Source organism: Mycobacterium sp. E3298 (assembly GCF_001666895.1).
Lineage (GTDB): Bacteria > Actinomycetota > Actinomycetes > Mycobacteriales > Mycobacteriaceae > Mycobacterium.
The window spans coordinates 1-15,590 of sequence record NZ_LZJB01000357.1; the positions used below are offsets into that span (position 1 = coordinate 1).

Here is a 15,590-nt window from a genome sequence, read left to right on the forward strand (position 1 = left end):
GCCGGCGCGCGGCTGCCCACCGAGATCGAATGGGAGAAGGCCTGCGCGTGGGATCCGGCCACCGGCCGTCGGCGCCGCTACCCGTGGGGGTCGCAGCCCCCGTCCGACGCACTGGCCAACCTGGGCGGCGGGGCGTTGCGCCCGGCGCCCGTCGGCGCCTACCCGGCCGGCGCCTCGGCGTACGGGGCCGAGCAGATGCTCGGCGACGTCTGGGAGTGGACCGCGTCCCCGCTGCGGCCCTGGCCCGGCTTCGTCCCGATGATCTACGAGCGCTATTCCCAGCCGTTCTTCGACGGCGACTACCGGGTGCTGCGTGGCGGCTCGTGGGCCGTGGAGCCCAGCATCCTGCGGCCGAGCTTCCGCAACTGGGACCACCCGATCCGGCGCCAGATCTTCTCCGGTGTCCGGTTGGCTTGGGACGCCGAGGATTTCGCCTGATGTGCCGCCACCTCGGTTGGCTCGGGGCCGACGTCACCGTCTCCTCGCTTGTGCTGGACCCCCCGTCGGGCCTGCGGGTGCAGTCGTACGCCCCGCGCCGGCAGAAGCACGGCCTGCTCAACGCCGACGGCTGGGGTGTCGGGTTTTTCGATGTCGCTGCGGAGCGGCAAGTTCCCCGCCGCTGGCGCAGCCCGGCGCCGCTGTGGGGTGACGCGTCGTTCGACTCCGTCGCGCCCGCGCTGCGCAGCCACTGCGTGGTGGCCGCGGTGCGCTCGGCGACGGTCGGGATGCCTATCGACGTCAGCGCGACGGCGCCGTTCACCGACGGCCAATGGCTGTTGTCGCACAACGGAGTTGTCGACCGCGCCGTGTTGCCCCCGACCTCGCGGGCCGAATCGGTCTGTGACAGTGCGCTACTCGCGGCGGCCATCTTCGAGCGCGGCCTCGATGCGCTCGGCGAGACGATCACCGAGATCGCGGCCGCCGACCCGAACGCGCGGCTGAACATCCTTGCCGCCAACGGTTCTCGCCTGCTGGCGACGGCCTGGGGAGACACGCTGTCGATCCTGCGCCGCGCCGATGGTGTCGTCCTGGCCAGCGAGCCCTACGACGACGACCCCGGTTGGGCGGAAGTGCCGGACTGCCACCTCGTCGAGGTCACCGCGACGGGTGTGGCGCTGACCCCGCTGGATCACTCGGAAGGTTATCGATGACGCTGACACTGTCCAACCACCTGGCCGCCGACTCCGCGCACCAGGCGTTGCGCCGTGACGTGTTCGACGGCCTGCAGCGGACGCCGAAGTCGTTGCCGCCCAAGTGGTTCTACGATTCGCTGGGCAGCCATCTGTTCGATCAGATCACGCGGCTGCCCGAGTACTATCCCACCCGCGCCGAGGCCGAGATCTTGCGCGCCCGGTCGGGCGAAGTGGCGGCGGCCAGCGAGGCCGACACCCTGGTGGAGCTCGGCAGTGGAACCTCGGAGAAGACCCGGCTGCTGCTCGACGCGCTGCGCGCCCGCGGATCGTTGCGCAGGTTCGTCCCGTTCGACGTCGACGCCGGCATCCTCTCGACGGCCGCTGCGGCCATCCAACGGGAATACGTGGGCGTCGAAATCAATGCCGTCTGCGGCGATTTCGAGGAACATCTGACCGAGATCCCGACCGGCGGGCGTCGCCTCTTCGTGTTCCTGGGGTCCACGATCGGCAACCTGACGCCAGGGCCGCGCGCGGAGTTCCTCTCGAGCCTGTCCGCCCAGATGCGGCCGGGCGACAGCCTGCTGCTCGGGACGGATCTGATCAAGGACATTCACCGGCTGGTGCGGGCCTATGACGACTCGGCCGGGGTGACCGCGGCGTTCAATCGCAATGTGCTGGCGGTGATCAACCGGCAACTCGACGCCGACTTCGACGTCGAGGCATACCAACACGTGGCGCGCTGGAACGCCGACGAGGAGCGCATCGAGATGTGGTTGCGCGCCGGCCACGCCCAGCGGGTCCGCGTCGACGCGCTCGACCTGACCGTGGATTTCGCGGCCGGCGAGGAGATGCTCACCGAGGTGTCGTGCAAGTTCCGCCCGGACGGGGTGAGCGCCGAATTGACCGGCGTGGGGTTGCGTCCCACCCGATGGTGGACGGACGCCGCGGGTGACTTCGGGTTGTCGCTGGCCGTGAAGTGACGCCCGCGGGTTCGCTGGCTGACCGGTGGCGGGCGGCCCGCCTGCCGGCGGCCGGGCTGCACCTGGACAGCGCGGCGTGTTCGCGCCAAAGCCTTTCCGTGATCGACGCCGCCGCCCAGCACGCGCGCAACGAGTCCGAAGTCGGCGGCTACGTCGCGGCCGAGGCGGCCGCACCCGCGCTCGACGCCGGACGGGTGGCGTTCGCCGCGCTGGCCGGCATGCCCGACGCCGAGGTGGTGTTCACAACGGGCTCCCTGAACGCCCTCGACCTGCTGCTCGGCGCCTGGCCGGCGGGGCGCCGCAAGGTGGCGTGCCTGCCGGGTGAGTACGGCCCCAACCTCGCGCTGCTGGCCGCCCATGGATTCGACCGTCAGCTGCTGCCGACGCTCGGGGATGGCCGGTTGGCGCTCGACGACGCGGCGATGGCGCTGGAGGCCGACCCCCCCGATTTGGTCCACCTGACCGCTGTCGGCAGCCACAGCGGTGTGGTGCAACCGCTGCCAATGGTGGCGCAACTGTGCCGCGAGATGGGGCTGCCGCTCGTGGTCGACGCCGCGCAGGCGCTGGGCCAGGTGGACTGCGCGGTCGGCGCCGACGTGACCTACGCGTCGTCGCGCAAGTGGATCGCCGGGCCGCGCGGGGTCGGGGCCCTCGCGGTGCGCCGGGAGCTGATGGCGGGCCTGCGGCCGCGGCTGGCGGCGCCGGATTGGCTCGCGGGGTCGTTCTCGGTGGCCCAGCAGCTTGAGTTCGGTGAAGCCAATGTCGCGGCGCGCCTAGGATTCTCGCTGGCGTTAGGCGAGCATCTGGCGTACGGGCCGGAGGCGGTGCGCGGGCGGCTGGCCGAGCTGGGCGCCGCGAGCCGCCGGGCGCTGGCCGACGTGCCCGGCTGGGCGGTGGTCGAAGAGGTCGACGAGCCGAGCGCGATCACCACGCTGGCGCCCGTCGACGGCGCCGACCCGCAAGTGGTGCAGTCGTGGCTGCTGGCCGAGCGGCGGATCCTGATCACCTTCGTCGGCGTGCAGCGGGCGCCCCTGCAGCTGGCCGGGCCGGTGCTGAGGCTCTCGCCACACCTCGACACCACGGCCGGCGATCTGGAGACCTTCGCCGAGGCGCTGATCGCCGCGACCGCGGCGACGTCGGCCTGAAAACTAGCCCGCCTTGTGCGCCGTCAGCAGGTAGGCGGGCATCTTGATCCGGCCCCTGTCGTCGCGTTCATGCGGCGGGAATTCGAAGGGAGCATCGGGAATCTCGACGACATTCGACAGGATGTAGGCCGGGCGGATCTCGTCGACCTCCCAGTACTTGCTCACCGCCGCGCGCAATTCGTCCTCGTCGACTTCGTTGGGCTTCGGTTGCATTTCGGCGGGAAAGGCGCCCTTGGCGAACACCAAGACGAACAAGCTGGCGCCCGGCGCGGCCGCGCGGTGGATGGAGCTCAGGTAGCCGTCGCGGCCCTCGACGGGCAGCGAATGAAACAGCGTGGAATCGACGACCGTGGAGAAGCGGCCGTCATAGCCGCTGAACGACGTGATGTCCGCCTGCACGAAGCTGGCGGTCGTCAAGCCCCGCTCCTGGGCGGCCTTGGCGACGGCCGCGACCGCGGTCGGCGTCAGGTCGACACCGACCACCGTGTAGCCCTGGGCGGCGAGCGCCAACGACAGCTCGGCGACCCCGCAGCCGGCGTCCAGCACGTCGCTGCGAAACCTGCCGGCGGCGACGAGAGCGGCCAGCTCCGGTTGCGGCTCACCGATGTTCCACGGCGGCGGGCCTTCGAAATGGGCCTGCTCGCGGTAGGCGCTGTCCCAGTCCATGACCTGATCGTCGGGCATGGTTTCAACGTACCCCCGCGGTCAGGACTCCCAGGTGTGCACCGGCTCGTTGGCGTGCATGTGCTCGCAGTACCGGCGCAGCATCTCGGCCAGCGCTGCGGGCCGGGTCATACCTGCATCTTCCAGCGTGCGCACGGTGGCCACCTGCCAGCCGGCGCCGTTGCGGCCGGTCCTCGCGCGGCCCTCGATGACCCCCAGGAAGCGATCGCGCACCTCCGCGTCCACGCCCCAGCGGCGCAGCCCATCGTCGGCGATCGGCAGCAACGTGTCGAGCACCAGCGTGGTCGCCGCCACCTCGCCCAGGCCCGGCCACTGCAGCCGGGCGTCGATGCCGTTGCGCGCCGCCTCGAGAAAATTGGCTTGTGCCGCAGTGAAATCCATGCTCGCCCACACGGGATCGGTGTCCTCGGACAGACTACGCAGCAGTCCGTAGAAGAAGGCCGAATTCGCCAGCATGTCCACCACGGTCGGCCCGGCCGGCAACACCCGATTCTCCAGCCGCAGGTGCGGTCGCCCGTCGACCACGTCGTAGACCGGCCGGTTCCACCGGTACACGGTGCCGCTGTGCAGCCGCATCTCGGACAGCCGCGGTGCCCGCCCGGCGGCCAGCTCGGCGAGCGGATCCTCGTCGGACACCTCGGGCAGCAGGGGAGGGAAGTAGCGGATGTTCTCCTGGTACAGGTCGAGGACCGAGGAGATCCACCGTTCGCCGAACCACACCCGCGGCCGCACCCCCTGGGACTTCAGCTCCTCGGGCCGGGTGTCGGTGGACTGCGTGAACAGCTCGATGCGCGTCTCGGCCCACAACTGGTGGCCGAAGAAGTATGGCGAGTTGGCGCCCAGCGCGAGCTGCGGCCCGGCCACCGCCTGGGCCGCGTTCCAGTTGGCGGCGAATGTCTCCGGCGCGACCTGCAGATGCAATTGGATGCTGGTGCAGGCGGATTCGGGCGCTATCGACACGGCCTGCCAGCTCAGCGGTTCGGGGCCGGAGATGTTGATCGGGATGTCCTCGCCGCGGGCGGTGAAGATCGACTCGTTGAGCGCGGCATACCGGCGCGAGTCGCTCATCCAGCCGGTGGCCAGATGCTCGGGCATCAGCGTGGGCAGGATTCCGATCATCACGATGTGCGCGCCGCCCAGGCCGGCCTTGATCTCGGCGTCGTTCAGGCTGGCCCGCACCTCACCTTCGAGGTCCAGCGCGGTGTGTCCGGGCAGGGCGTGGGGTGGCACGTTGAATTCGATGTTGTAGGCGCCCAATTCCGGCTGGAACGCCGGGTCCCCGATGGCGTCCAGCACATCGCGGTTCGACATCGCCGGCTGATAATCGGCGTCGACCAGGTTGCACTCGATCTCCATGCCGGTGAGCGGCTTGTCGGAGTCGAAGTGCGACTGCGCGAGCATCGTTTCCAGGACGTCCAGGCAAAGTTCAAGCTTGCGCTGGTACTCCCGACGATGTGCGCTGGTGTACGTGGTGCGCTTGACCTCTTCGCCCACACCGCCGATGGAACAGGGTTACCGCCGGTAACGCAAGCAACCCGGCCGCTTGTCGAGTCGGGCAGACCATGATGGACTCCTGACGTGTCCGACTTCGTCGCCGCCATCGACCAGGGAACCACCAGCACCCGCTGCATGATCTTCGATCACGACGGCACCGAGGTCGCTCGGCATCAGCTCGAGCACGAACAGATCCTGCCCCGTGCCGGTTGGGTCGAGCACGACCCGGTGGAGATCTGGGAGCGTACCTCGTCGGTGCTGATGTCGGTGTTGAACCGCGCCAACCTGACCGCCAAAGACATTGCTGCCCTTGGTATCACGAATCAGCGGGAGACCACGCTGGTGTGGAATCGGCGCACCGGGCGGCCCTATTACAACGCCATCGTCTGGCAGGACACCCGCACCGACCGCATCGCTTCGGCGCTGGAACGCGACGGCCACGGCGACGTGATCCGCCGCAAGGCGGGCCTGCCGCCGGCGACGTACTTCGCCGGTGGCAAATTGCAGTGGATCTTGGAGAACGTCGACGGGGTGCGGGAGGCGGCCGAAAGCGGCGACGCGCTGTTCGGCACCCCGGACACCTGGGTGCTGTGGAATCTGACCGGCGGCCCGCGCGGCGGCGTGCACGTGACCGACGTGACCAACGCCAGCCGGACCATGCTGATGGACCTCGAAACCCTGGACTGGGACGACGAGTTGCTGTCATTCTTCGCCATCCCGCGTGCGATGCTGCCGGCGATCGCGCCGTCGTCGTCGCCGCAGCCGTACGGCGTCTCCGCAGCAACCGGGCCCGTCGGTGGCGAGGTGCCGATCACCGGGGTCCTCGGTGACCAGCATGCCGCGATGGTGGGCCAGGTGTGCCTGTCGGAAGGGGAGGCGAAAAACACCTACGGCACCGGAAACTTCCTGTTGCTCAACACCGGCGAGACGATCGTGCGATCGGACAACGGGCTGTTGACCACCGTCTGTTACCAGTTCGGCGACGCCAAACCCGTTTACGCGCTCGAAGGCTCGATCGCGGTCACCGGGGCCGCCGTGCAGTGGCTGCGCGACCAGTTGGGCATCATCAGCGGTGCCGCGCAAAGCGAGTCGTTGGCGCGTCAGGTAACCGACAACGGCGGGGTCTATTTCGTCCCGGCGTTCTCCGGGCTGTTCGCGCCCTATTGGCGATCCGACGCCCGGGGCGCGATCGTGGGGCTGTCGCGGTTCAACACCAACGCGCACCTCGCCCGCGCGACGCTGGAGGCGATCTGCTACCAGAGCCGCGACGTGGTGGACGCGATGGCGGCGGATTCCGGTGTGCGCCTTGAGGTTTTGAAGGTGGACGGCGGCATCACCGCCAATGACCTCTGCATGCAGATTCAGGCCGACGTGCTCGGGGTCGACGTGGTGCGGCCGGTGGTGGCCGAAACGACCGCGCTGGGCGCGGCCTATGCAGCGGGTTTGGCGGTGGGGTTCTGGGCCGGTCCGTCCGACCTGCGGGCGAACTGGCACGAAGACAAGCGGTGGACGCCGGCCTGGACCGACGAGCAGCGCGCCGCCGGCTACGCGGGTTGGCGCAAGGCGGTGCAGCGGACCCTGGACTGGGTCGACGTGACCTGATCCAGGGTCCGCTGTGTGCTACGGGCTCAGTCTTCGCCGAGGATGCCGTAGACCTCGCGTCGCGCGTTGTTGAGGATCTCGACGATGCGCTGTTGCTGCTCGGCGGTGGCGGTGTGCGCGGACTGCGCGACCGCGCCGAACAGCTGGCCGACGGCCGCCCGCAGGTTCATGTGACCCGGGTCGGCCCCTTCGGCGATCTCGTCCCACGGCGGGGTCTCCACCTTCTCGGCCGCCGTGCGGCCCTCGTCGGTCAGCTCGAACAGCTTCTTGCTGCCCTCGCTCTCGCTCGCGGTGATCAGGCCCTCGTCGGTCAGCAACTGCAGCGTCGGGTAGACCGAACCGGGGCTGGGCTTCCAGAGTCCGTTACTGCGTTCGGCGATCTGCTGGATCATCTCGTAGCCGTGCATCGGCCGCTCGGCGAGCAGCGCCAGGATGGCCGCGCGGACGTCACCGCGCTTGCCGCGACCGGGGCCGCCGCGCCGCCATCCGCCGCGCCGGCCGCCCGGGCCGAAACCGAAACCCGGACCGAATCCGGGGCCGAAACCCGGGCCGAAGCCCGGACCGAAACCGGGGCCGAAGCCCTGGTCCCCGGCGTGGTCGCGCAGGTGTTCGAAGAATTCGCGCCGGGCTTGGCGCCGGGCGCCGTGCAGGGCGCGCCGTTGGACCGGGCCGGTGCCGAAGCCGAAGCCCTGACCGGCGAACGGTCCGACGGGTGGAGTGAATGGATTGCTCATGTTTGTTGTCCTCATGTTCTCGGGGTAGCGCACCGTCTGTGCGCTTCGAAGTATCACGATATATCGGAAACGATCGCGATGCAACGGTTGCCTTGAAGACGGCCCGAGTGAACCCCGATGACCTGCGGTTCGGCGACCATGCCGGCCGCTGCTCGCGTCGCCCGCCCGGTTTGCGCCCGACGGGCGGCGGGTAGGAACTCTGGGATGAACGCTGATAACTCCAACCTCGCGGTGGGCAGCGGAACCTCCAGCCCGACCGACCCCGCGCGGGGCGGCAGCGGTCCCAGAAGTGGCGGCCGCAACGTATGGCCGTGGGTCAACTGGGCCCTGGCGCTGGCCATGGTGCCCGCCGCCGCCATCGTGATGCTTTTCGCGCTGGGCGCGGTGATGAGTACCGGCGGTTGCTCCGACCGCAGTTGCCCGAACCTGGGCCATGGGGGAATCGATTTCGGGACCGCGTTCTACGGCGCCCCTGCTGTCGCCGTCGTGGTCATCGTCATTTCGCTGTTCACCGCCAAGCGTCGCGGTGGGATCGCGGTTCCCCTGCTCGGCTGGGCGCTGTTGATCGCCGACGTCCTGCTCATGGCGGCAAGCGTCTCCGGCTAGCGCACCCGTCAGCTCGGCGGTGAGAAACCGCCCGGCGCGGGATTCGCCGGCGCCTGGTGCGCGGCGCCCTGGTCCGGCCACGGGACGGCCTGCGGCGGCGGCGCCGGCGGCCAGGCTGACCACGGTGCGGGGACCGCCTGCGGCATCGCGGGACGCAGCCGTGCGAGTTCCCGGCGGTGCCGTTCGGCGAGCACGGCGGCGAGCACCAATTCCGGCGGGGCGCCCGGCGGGGGCGGCGGCGCGATGCAAGACACCACGTCGCCGGCGATGCGGTATGCCATCTGGTGGCGTAGCTGGCGATCGAGTTGCGGTGCACGCGAGAGGAATTGGCGTGCAACCTCGGCTTGGCCCGGGGACAGGCCGGAAAGTTGCAAAGACGAGGCCCACCAGGCGAGCGACGGCGGCATCACGGGAGGGGGACCCAGGCGGGGCCCGCGTTCGTTCACGACCACGGTGCCGGCGAAGATGTCGCCGATTCGCTTGGCCTTCGGGGACAGGATGCTGCAGATGACGGCCGGACTCCCGAACAGCATCCAGATCTCCACCACCGCCGCCAGTGCCCGAAACAGTGCCTGCCGGAACCGTTCTGGGCCGCCGTCGTCGGACACCACCCGCAGGCCCATCGCGATCTTGCCCACCGACCGTCCGCGCGTTGCCGTTTCGAGCGTCACCGGATAGCCGACGAGCACTAGCACGGTGAAGATTAGCAGCACGGCGGTGCTCAGCGCCGAGTCGTACTGGGTGAGCGTGGCGGCCCACAACATCAGTCCGAGCAGGTAGCAGACGACCATCACGGCGATATCGATCAGTGCGCTCAACGCCCGCACCGGCAACTGGGCGATCTGCACGTCGAGCACGACCGCGTCGCCGGTCACCACCTCCGACATAACACCGAACGCTACAGGGCGATTAGGCTGCGCAGGGTGGACGTCGACGCATTCGTGCTGGCCCATCGCGGCACCTGGGACCGCCTGGACCGGCTGGTCGGGAAACGACGCTCACTGACCGGCGCCGAAGTCGACGAGCTGGTGGAGCTCTATCAGCGGGTGTCCACCCACCTCTCTACGCTGCGCTCGGCGTCGTCGGACTCGCTGTTGATCGGTCGGCTCTCGAGCCTGGTTGCGCGCGCCCGTTCCGTGGTGACCGGCGCGCATGCTCCGTTGAGCAGTACCTTCGTGCGGTTTTGGGCGGTGTCCTTCCCGGTGGTCGCCTACCGGTCGTGGCGGTGGTGGCTGGGCACCGCCGTGGCGTTCTACGCCGTGGCCGTGATCATCGCCTTCTGGGTGGCCGGCAATCCGGAGGTGCAGTCGGCCGCCGGAACCCCAAGCGACATCGAACAATTGGTGAACCACGACATCGCGGCCTACTACAGCGAACATCCCGCCGCCGCGTTCGCCCTGCAGATCTGGGTGAACAACTCCTGGGTGTCCGCGCAGTGCATCGCGTCGTCGGTCCTGCTGGGACTGCCGATTCCGTTCGTGCTCTTCCAGAACGCCGCCAACCTGGGACTGATCTCGGGGCTGATGTTCCAGGCCGGCAAGGGTGGCCTGCTGCTCGGGCTGCTGATACCGCACGGGCTGCTCGAGCTCACGGCGGTGTTCCTGGCCGGTGCCGCCGGCATGCGGTTGGGGTGGTCGGTGATCGCGCCCGGCGACCGGCCGCGCGGCCAGGCGCTCGCCGAACAGGGCCGCGCCGTGGTGTCGGTCGCGATCGGGCTGGCCGGCGTGCTGTTGGTCTCGGGGCTGATCGAGGCGCTGGTCACGCCCTCGCCGCTGCCGACTTTCGTTCGGGTTGGCATCGGGGTCATCGCCGAGGTGGCTTTCCTCGCCTACATCGTGTATTTCGGTCGCCGCGCCGTGCGGGCCGGTGAGACCGGTGACATCGAGGACGCGCCCGACGTGGTACCCACCGGCTAGCGCCGATTGCCCGCCTTCTCCTGACGCCGCTGCTCGGCGCTAAAGCCGGCCGGTGGCCTTCATCGCCAGGTAGCGGTCGGCAAGGGCGGGCGCCAGCTCGGTGGGTGGGGCGTCGACGACCTCCACCCCGCTGCGGCGCAGCCGCGTGGCGATCGCGCGGCGGTCATTGCGGGACCGTTCCGCGGCCGCCGCGTCGTAGACGGCGGCGGGATCCGAACGCCCGGCGGCCATTTGGTCGACCCGTGGGTCGGCGACGGCCGCCACCATGAGGTGGTGTTTGGCCGACAATTGCGGCAACACCGGCAGCAGGCCCTCGTCGAGGGCGGTCGCGTTGAGGTCGGTCAGCAACACCACGAGTGAGCGCCGGCGGGCCCGCCGCGCGATGGCGGAAACCATTGCGGTCCAATCCGGTTCGAGCAGGGCCGGTTGCAACGGGGCCATCGCCTCCACGAGGTGCGCGAGCAGTTCGGTGCGCGACGCCCCGAAAACGCCGGCGCGGGTGACCCGGTCGTGGGCGAGGAAGTCGACGTGGTCACCCGCCCGCGACGCGAGCGCCGCCAGCAGCAGCGCGGCATCCATGGACCAGTCCAGGCGGGGCCAGCCGGCGGGGTCGGCGGCCGTCGGGTCGACGCCCACCCGGCCCGCCGCGGTACGCCCGGTGTCCAGCACGATCACGACGCGCCGGTCGCGTTCGGGACGCCAGGTGCGGACGACGACGTCGGCGCGACGCGCGGTGGCGCGCCAGTCGATCGACCGCACGTCGTCACCGACGACATACTCGCGCAGTGAGTCGAATTCCGTTCCCTGCCCGCGGATCAGCGTGGGAAGCAGCCCGTCGATCTCACGCAGTTTGGCCAGTCGCGCCGGCAGGTGCTTGCGGGACAGGAAGGGCGGCAGCACCCGAAGCAGGCCCGGCACCGCTTGCGAGCCCTGCCGTCCCGCGAGCCCGAGTGGGCCGATGGACCGGGCGGTGACGACCGCGGCGCGCTGCTCGCCGCGGCGGACCGGCCGCAGTTGGGACTGGACGTGCTGGTGCTGGCCAACGGGGATGTTGACGGGATGGATGCGCGGCCGCGCGCCCGCGCTGGGCGGCCACGCGTCGCGAACCTGGCCGCGGAACCGGCGCCGGCCGTCGTTGTGGATCAGAAGTCCGACGTCCACCTGCTGCGCGAGCCGGGCGGAGCGGTCCGGCGACCGGACGTAGCGCAACTCGCGGGTGCTGGCCGCCAGCCCGATGTCCGCGATCACCACCGCCAGAAGGGTGGCCAGCAGTACTCCGAAAGTCCTTGCCGGCCAGGGGGACAGCGCGATGGGCAGGACGCACATCAGCGCGACCAGCCCGGTGCGTCCGGTCAGGATCACTAGCGGGGCACCGGGACCGACGCCAAGATTCCGTCGAGGACTCCGTCGGGGGTGGCCCCTTCGAGTTCGGCCTCGGGGCGCAGCATCACCCGGTGCCGCAGCGTCGGGCGGGCCATCGCCTTCACGTCGTCGGGGGTGACGTAGTTGCGGCCGGACAGCCAGGCCCAGGAACGAGCGGTGGCCAGCAGCGCCGTGGCCCCGCGCGGCGAGACGCCGAGCTGCAGCGCGGGTGAGGACCGGGTGGCTCCGACGATGTCGACGATGTACCCCAGCACCTCGTCGGCGACCAGCACGTTGCGCACGGCGTCGCGCCCGGCTGCCAGTTCGGCGGGTCCGGCCACCGGTTTTATCGCCGACAGGTCGCGCGGATCGAAGCCGTGCGCGTGCCGGCCGAGGATGGCGATCTCCGAATCCCGTGGCGGCAGAGTCACGTTCAGCTTCAGCAGGAAGCGGTCCAGCTGGGCTTCGGGCAGCTGATAGGTGCCCTCGTATTCGACGGGGTTCTGGGTCGCGGCGACGATGAACGGGTCGGGCAGGGGCTGGGCCACGCCATCCACGCTGACCTGACGCTCCTCCATGGCCTCGAGCAGCGCGGCCTGCGTTTTCGGTGGGGTGCGGTTGATCTCGTCGGCAAGGAGCAGATTGGTGAACACCGGACCGGGACGGAACGCGAAAGCGGCCGTGCGGGCGTCGTACACCAGTGATCCCGTGACATCGCCTGGCATCAGGTCGGGGGTGAACTGCACCCGCTTGAACTCCAACCGCAACGCGGCCGCCAGCGCCCGCACCAGCAGCGTCTTCGCCACTCCCGGAACGCCTTCCAGCAACACATGACCGCGACACAGCAGCGCGATCACCAGGCCGCTGACCACCCCCTCCTGGCCGACGACGGCCTTGGCGAGTTCGCCGCGCAAGGCCAGCAGCGCATCTCGCGCCGACTCAGCCGTGGGGGTGGTTTCCGCGGGGGAAGGGGTCTGCGTCACGTCCGTGTGACCTGCCTTTCGATGTCGTCGAGCGCACGGGCAAGTTGTAACAGGTCGTTGTCGGTCGCCGGGGGCGGGCCGAACAGCTGGTAGGAGACGAACGCCGGATCCGCCCCGCTGCGGGCGGCCACCGCGCCCGTCACCGCGGGCGCCGACGCGCCCGTGTTCAGACCGAGCCGGGGCAGCAGCCGCTGCAGTGTGGCGGTGCGCAGCGCCGCGGCGGCTCGGTCGCGCGCCCGGCGGGACCGGTACAGCCGTCCGCGACCCTCGACGGTCTCCGACGCGCGCACCACGACGGGCAGTTCCTCGGCGACCAGCGGGCCGGGCCGCCGGCCCCGCCAGAGGGCGACCAGCAGCACGACAAGCCACAATTGCCAGACGATCCACGTCACGTTCTGCGGGATCAGGTCGGCGATCGAGCCGGGCGGCGGTGCTTCGCCCTCGATCCGGTGGGGCGCGTACCAGACGAGCCGGGGCCGGGCGCCCGCGAGGTTCATCGCCAGGGCGGCGTTGCCCGCCTGCAGCAGGCCGCCGTTGGTCAGGAACTCCGTGCTGCCGACCGCAGTGATGGCCCGTCCGCCGTCGCGGAAGCGCACGAGCGCGCCGTCGTAGCAGCGGGTTAGCGGTCGGCCGTCGGTGGCGCGGTAGGTGTCGCTCGGGCCGAATCGAACCGGCCCGGCCCGGGTCGCCTCGCGGAGTGTGCAATCGGGGTCGCTGTCGAACGTGTCGGCCGCCGAGACGCGCAGGCCGGGCATCAACGCCTCCCGGGTGCGCGAGGTTGGTTCCACCAGCAGCAGATCACCGGGCGCCCGGGACAGCCGGTCCAGTAGCGACTCGGTCAGGTACTGGCTCTGCGCCACCAGGATCAGCGCGTCGGGACGCGCCGCCCGTTCGACATCGGCGATGCTGTCGGCGACAACGACGTCGACCCCGCCGCCGCGCAGCAGCGTCACCAGCGCGTGGGCGCCGTCGGGACCCGTCGACGCCGGATCCATCCGCGCCCCGGGACGCGGCGCGGTCAGGTAGGCATCGAGGCCGGCGATGACGGCCAGCACGATCAGCGTGAGGATTACCCAGCGCCAGGATCGCCAGCGCTGCAACGCCGTTGGGCTCGCCGGGTGGGGACCCGCCGTGGTCGCCATCACCGCACCTGCGCCCACGAGTCGGGCGCGGCGGTTTGCCCCGGCCCCCCGGGAACGGTCGCCGAGCGGGAGCGCAGGTGCTCGTCAAGGTCGGCGATCATCTGGTATGCGCTCTGGGTTCCCGGTCGCTCACCGTAGGTGACGTCGTTGAAAGCCGTTGCGGCTTGCGCTAATTCGCCGGCAAGGTGGGGCAGCGCGGCACCGGCGTCGACGGCCAGTTCGTTGGCGGTCCGGCCGGGCGCCGGGTTCAGCACACCCGTCTCCTCGAGCTGGCGGGCGACCGCCCGCAGGCGGTGGCGAATCGCTGCGGTCCATTCGCCCCGCGCCGCAAAGTCTTCGGCCGTCGCACGGTGCTGGGCCGCGGTGAGCTGCGCGGCCTCGAACAGCTGATAGTCACCGCCGCGGTTGGTGCGCATCGTGCGCCGCGCGACGTGGATCGCGACCGCCAACGCGATTGCCAGCATGATGAAAAGGACGGTGGCCGTGAGCCACCCGCCGGGGAAAGAGGCGGTCTTCTGCAGCAGCCGGTAAATGATCTCGTTGAGCCACTCGGCCATCTGCTGCCCGGCCGAACCCTTGGAGTAGATCGGCTTGCTGAGTTCGTCCTGCGCCGCCTGATGGGCGGCATCGCGGTCGATGTCGATGGAGGGCACGGTCAGCTCGTCCTCAGACCGGCCGTGTCAGCCACAGGTTGTCGGTGGACTCGGTCGCGTAGGGGCCGCCCGCGGCGCCGGTCTGCAGCACCAGATCGAAGGCTTCGGCGCGGATCCGGCGGTCGGTGTAGAGCAGAGCGATGACGCCGGCGTTGAACGGCGCGGTGATGATCTCGCCGATCGCGGCGCCCACCGACGCCACCGCGGTGCTGGCAATGAAAGCCGCGGTCGCCGTGCTGACCAGGAAGAACTTGCTGGCGATCTCGAACGGCACCGCGACCGCCCCCGCGATGACGGACGTCACCAGCAGTGATAACAGCCGAATGCCCAGCACCCGCCAGAAGCCGTTGCGTACCAGAGCGAATGATCGGGTGATGGAGTCCAGGACCGGGAGCCGCTCCAGCACGATCAGCACGGGCGCGAACAACACCACCGTGTACAGGTACATCAACAGCGCGATCACGGCCAGCACCAGCGGCAGACCCAGCACGACCGCCGCCGCGGCGTTGCCGATGGCCGCCAGCACCGCGATGACCACGATCACCAGCCCGGCGACGACCGCCAGGGCGGCCCCCTCCAGCAGGGCCAGACCGAACAGGGGCAGCAGGCGCCCACGGATCCTGGCCCACGTCTCGCCGATGGTGATCGGCGAGCCGAACACCGCCCGCCCGACGATGACCGTGAGCATCCCGGACAACAGCATGCCGCCTAGCCAGGCGACCAGGACGCCGGCGCTCATCGACGTCAACCAGGCGCCGATGACCCCGGTGGTCAGTTCCTTCGCGTGGTCGGTGCTCAACCTGCCGTAGGCCGCCAGCGGCCCGTACACGGCGAGTTTCGTCACGATCTGAATGACCACCACCACGACGGTCGTCAGCCCCAGCGTGGCCTTCGGATTGGCGCGGACGTAACCGACCGCGCCGTTGAAGATGTCACCCAGGGTGAGTGGCCGCAACGGGATGATGCCGGGTTTGACCGCTGCCGGAACACGGGGGCCGGATTGCCACGCCGGCGGGCCGTACCCGGGCGGCGGGCCGTACCCGGGCGGCGGGCCGTACCCGGGCGGCGGGCCGTATCCCGGCGGCGGGCCTCGACGAAGCGGTCGGCCACCATGTCGATGGCGGTGTCTAGGTCCAGCGGCCGCCATTCGGTCGCC

16 protein-coding genes are annotated in these 15,590 nt (G+C 70.3%); 7 read left to right on the forward strand and 9 right to left on the reverse strand.

From position 1 onward, the window contains the following. The 4 genes from A9X05_RS16590 to egtE all read left to right on the forward strand — a co-directional run. Positions 1-438 (forward strand): SUMF1/EgtB/PvdO family nonheme iron enzyme (locus A9X05_RS16590; RefSeq protein WP_156736776.1); only part of this gene is annotated, 438 nt, incomplete at its 5' end. Next, complete coding sequence (gene egtC / locus A9X05_RS16595; RefSeq protein ID WP_067756665.1) at positions 438-1,151, forward strand: ergothioneine biosynthesis protein EgtC; 714 nt, start codon at positions 438-440, stop codon at positions 1,149-1,151. The genes A9X05_RS16590 and egtC, both read left to right, overlap by 1 nt. After that, entirely contained in the window at positions 1,148-2,113 is a 966-nt protein-coding gene (gene egtD, locus A9X05_RS16600; RefSeq protein WP_067756662.1) for an L-histidine N(alpha)-methyltransferase, read from the forward strand. The genes egtC and egtD overlap by 4 nt, the downstream gene beginning before the upstream one ends. Next, positions 2,110-3,258, forward strand: a complete 1,149-nt coding sequence (egtE, locus tag A9X05_RS16605; RefSeq protein ID WP_067756659.1) for an ergothioneine biosynthesis PLP-dependent enzyme EgtE — start codon at positions 2,110-2,112, stop codon at positions 3,256-3,258. Before egtD ends, egtE begins: the two co-directional genes overlap by 4 nt. A gap of 3 nt (positions 3,259-3,261) precedes the next feature. Here the strand turns inward: egtE and A9X05_RS16610 are convergent, their stop codons facing one another. Together A9X05_RS16610 and A9X05_RS16615 are read right to left on the reverse strand one after the other, a co-directional pair. Further along, positions 3,262-3,942, reverse strand: a complete 681-nt coding sequence (locus A9X05_RS16610) for a class I SAM-dependent methyltransferase (protein ID WP_067782773.1) — start codon at positions 3,940-3,942, stop codon at positions 3,262-3,264. A gap of 21 nt (positions 3,943-3,963) precedes the next feature. Next, positions 3,964-5,436, reverse strand: coding sequence for a glutamate--cysteine ligase (locus tag A9X05_RS16615; RefSeq protein WP_067756654.1), 1,473 nt, complete (start codon positions 5,434-5,436; stop codon positions 3,964-3,966). Between the two features lie 135 nt (positions 5,437-5,571). Here A9X05_RS16615 and glpK point away from each other — a divergent pair, with 135 nt between their 5' ends. Further along, positions 5,572-7,038, forward strand: a complete 1,467-nt coding sequence (gene glpK / locus A9X05_RS16620) for a glycerol kinase GlpK (protein ID WP_067756725.1) — start codon at positions 5,572-5,574, stop codon at positions 7,036-7,038. A gap of 26 nt (positions 7,039-7,064) precedes the next feature. Here the strand turns inward: glpK and A9X05_RS16625 are convergent, their stop codons facing one another. Next, positions 7,065-7,772, reverse strand: a complete 708-nt coding sequence (locus tag A9X05_RS16625) for a PadR family transcriptional regulator (protein ID WP_067756721.1) — start codon at positions 7,770-7,772, stop codon at positions 7,065-7,067. Between the two features lie 204 nt (positions 7,773-7,976). Here A9X05_RS16625 and A9X05_RS16630 point away from each other — a divergent pair, with 204 nt between their 5' ends. Further along, positions 7,977-8,378: a hypothetical protein gene (locus A9X05_RS16630; RefSeq protein WP_067756651.1), complete on the forward strand. Its 402-nt coding sequence runs from the start codon at positions 7,977-7,979 to the stop codon at positions 8,376-8,378. Positions 8,379-8,386: 8 nt separating this feature from the next. Here A9X05_RS16630 and A9X05_RS16635 read toward each other — a convergent pair whose 3' ends face one another. Next, on the reverse strand, positions 8,387-9,265 hold the full coding sequence (locus A9X05_RS16635) for an RDD family protein (protein ID WP_067756648.1): 879 nt from the start codon (positions 9,263-9,265) through the stop codon (positions 8,387-8,389). A 36-nt stretch (positions 9,266-9,301) separates the two neighbouring features. Between A9X05_RS16635 and A9X05_RS16640 the strand changes: the two genes are divergently transcribed. After that, positions 9,302-10,294 carry a stage II sporulation protein M gene (locus tag A9X05_RS16640; RefSeq protein ID WP_067756645.1) on the forward strand — a complete coding sequence of 331 codons (993 nt, stop codon included), beginning with the start codon at positions 9,302-9,304 and terminating at the stop codon, positions 10,292-10,294. Positions 10,295-10,333: 39 nt separating this feature from the next. Here the strand turns inward: A9X05_RS16640 and A9X05_RS16645 are convergent, their stop codons facing one another. From A9X05_RS16645 to A9X05_RS16665, 5 genes are read right to left on the reverse strand one after another with little or no spacing between them, the layout of a single operon-like run. Beyond that, positions 10,334-11,656 (reverse strand): DUF58 domain-containing protein, encoded by a 1,323-nt coding sequence (locus A9X05_RS16645; RefSeq protein ID WP_067756642.1) that lies wholly within the window; start codon positions 11,654-11,656, stop codon positions 10,334-10,336. Further along, positions 11,656-12,639 (reverse strand): MoxR family ATPase, encoded by a 984-nt coding sequence (locus A9X05_RS16650; protein ID WP_067782778.1) that lies wholly within the window; start codon positions 12,637-12,639, stop codon positions 11,656-11,658. Before A9X05_RS16650 ends, A9X05_RS16645 begins: the two co-directional genes overlap by 1 nt. Then, positions 12,636-13,781 (reverse strand): DUF4350 domain-containing protein, encoded by a 1,146-nt coding sequence (locus tag A9X05_RS16655; RefSeq protein WP_067754217.1) that lies wholly within the window; start codon positions 13,779-13,781, stop codon positions 12,636-12,638. Before A9X05_RS16655 ends, A9X05_RS16650 begins: the two co-directional genes overlap by 4 nt. Then, a complete protein-coding gene (locus A9X05_RS16660; protein WP_067754220.1) occupies positions 13,781-14,434 on the reverse strand; it encodes a DUF4129 domain-containing protein in 654 nt (217 codons plus the stop codon). Before A9X05_RS16660 ends, A9X05_RS16655 begins: the two co-directional genes overlap by 1 nt. A gap of 13 nt (positions 14,435-14,447) precedes the next feature. Beyond that, a complete protein-coding gene (locus A9X05_RS16665) occupies positions 14,448-15,581 on the reverse strand; it encodes a hypothetical protein (protein WP_067778702.1) in 1,134 nt (377 codons plus the stop codon). Positions 15,582-15,590: the final 9 nt, after the last annotated feature.

Coding starts and splice junctions, on each gene's coding strand:
- egtC (WP_067756665.1), top strand. CDS start 438: ATGTGCCGCCACCTCGGTTGGCTCGGGGCCGACGTCACCGTCTCCTCG.
- egtD (WP_067756662.1), top strand. CDS start 1,148: ATGACGCTGACACTGTCCAACCACCTGGCCGCCGACTCCGCGCACCAG.
- A9X05_RS16610 (WP_067782773.1), bottom strand. CDS start 3,942: ATGCCCGACGATCAGGTCATGGACTGGGACAGCGCCTACCGCGAGCAG.
- glpK (WP_067756725.1), top strand. CDS start 5,572: ATGATCTTCGATCACGACGGCACCGAGGTCGCTCGGCATCAGCTCGAG.
- A9X05_RS16625 (WP_067756721.1), bottom strand. CDS start 7,772: ATGAGCAATCCATTCACTCCACCCGTCGGACCGTTCGCCGGTCAGGGC.
- A9X05_RS16630 (WP_067756651.1), top strand. CDS start 7,977: ATGAACGCTGATAACTCCAACCTCGCGGTGGGCAGCGGAACCTCCAGC.
- A9X05_RS16635 (WP_067756648.1), bottom strand. CDS start 9,265: ATGTCGGAGGTGGTGACCGGCGACGCGGTCGTGCTCGACGTGCAGATC.
- A9X05_RS16655 (WP_067754217.1), bottom strand. CDS start 13,781: ATGGCGACCACGGCGGGTCCCCACCCGGCGAGCCCAACGGCGTTGCAG.
- A9X05_RS16665 (WP_067778702.1), bottom strand. CDS start 15,581: ATGGCGGCCGCTGGACCTAGACACCGCCATCGACATGGTGGCCGACCG.